This window comes from Thalassoglobus neptunius (assembly GCF_007859735.1).
GTDB classification, from domain to species: Bacteria; Planctomycetota; Planctomycetia; order Planctomycetales; family Planctomycetaceae; genus Thalassoglobus; species Thalassoglobus neptunius.
The window spans coordinates 1-1,496 of sequence record NZ_SIHI01000139.1; the positions used below are offsets into that span (position 1 = coordinate 1).

The following is a 1,496-nucleotide window of genomic DNA, read 5'->3' on the forward strand; positions in this document are numbered from 1 at the left end:
ATTCAGGACTGGCGGATGACTTACAACCACCGCCGTCCGCACAGCTCTCTTGGAGGGTTGACGCCTGCCGAATTTTCGACTCAGTGTGCTTCCGTTCCAGAGAAGGTTCCGCCTACGGCTCCACCTTCTCCTCCACTCCAGCACACTGACTTACTTACCTAACCCCAACTCTCATAAGCCTGGTTCAAACTTCGGGGGCATTTCAATCCCACACGACGAATTGATTTGGCATGACAACGGAAGCGGTGGCGGCTCTTGGGTCGTTCACACGAACACCGAGTTGTTCGGTTCCGTCCAGGTTGACATCCCTGCCAAGTCCAAATCCGACGCTTTGACGGAAATCCAGCAACGCTCGCTTCAAATGCTGCGCGAACTTCCGAAAGCGTTGCGATCCTCATTGACTGACTCGGTACGACAATACGCACTGCAATGTACGGGCGAAGAACCTAAAGCCGAGGAATGTAACTTTTCCTGTGACAATGCTTCGATACCATATCTGCATGACGCGAAGACTCCGTATGTGTTTCTCAACGCCGACTCGGACATCGACGAAGAACATGGAGTTTGTTTCCTAATCCGTGATGGAGCTGTAATCGCTTGTTGTCACGGCGATGAATCCCTTGAATTCTTCGGTTGGGACTCGACCGATGAACTTGATGCGCTCGCCCAGAACGGCGGGTAACCATCGGATGCAACGGAGGACCGGTGGTCAGTTTTCACGAATGGATGCTCAACTCCCGGTCCCCGCTGATCCGTGCCGTTCTGCCTGTAACGAAAGGACACGGCACTCCTGACCAAAAGATCAATGTCACCCCTCCGGTTCCGTAGACCGGTGACACGAGTTTGACCTTTGCTTTTGCTTTGCTTATGCGTTGCTCGCCCAGGTGTTTGCCTGGGCTTTTTTGTTGCTTTGCTTTGCCCTTGCTTGGAGGATGCTTCGCCCAAGGTTGGATCTTGCTTATTTATGGGGGGATAAGTGGGGGGAATTGCTTTGGCAACTGTTAGGGGTTCGAGGCTCCTCTTTCCGAGCTGTTGGCATTTCTCGATGTCGCTGAGAACAACCCAGCTCGTCGTTCGCCGCGGGCTGGATTGGAATTCTGGAAACACCTTGGATGCACAATCTGGTCGCGACCATCTACCAAAGTGAGTCACCGGAATTTGAACCAGCCCCCCCCAATCACGGGTCCCATCGGTGTGATTATCCCCCTCGAATTCCTGGGCAATTTCAATGTCAAAATAGGCAAGCAAGCGGTCGACATCTGCCGCCAGAATCATTCATGCATCATGTCGAATTCGGGCTTCTAAGAAGTGTGCAAGAGCGTCGTTCGCAGCGGCTGGAAATCGCCCGCAAAAGTGCTCATCATCCAGTACCAAGCGCTGTTCCATGAATGTGCAACAGCAATCCATGTTAGAGATTATGACCATACCGAGATGCCGAAGATTTTCCACCCACTGCTGGCATTGATTGCTTCCGCGACGGAGTCTGAACTGGCCAA

General features: G+C 52.7%; 3 protein-coding genes. All 3 read left to right on the top strand.

Annotated elements, in window-relative coordinates; genetic code table 11:
• On the top strand, positions 1–162 hold the full coding sequence (locus tag KOR42_RS28105) for an integrase core domain-containing protein (protein WP_390620856.1): 162 nt from the start codon (positions 1–3) through the stop codon (positions 160–162).
• Between the two features lie 118 nt (positions 163–280).
• Positions 281–682, top strand: a complete 402-nt coding sequence (locus KOR42_RS26245) for a hypothetical protein (protein ID WP_197441633.1) — start codon at positions 281–283, stop codon at positions 680–682.
• A gap of 626 nt (positions 683–1,308) precedes the next feature.
• On the top strand, positions 1,309–1,496 hold a 188-nt coding region (locus KOR42_RS27620; RefSeq protein ID WP_231741156.1), incomplete at its 3' end, for a hypothetical protein.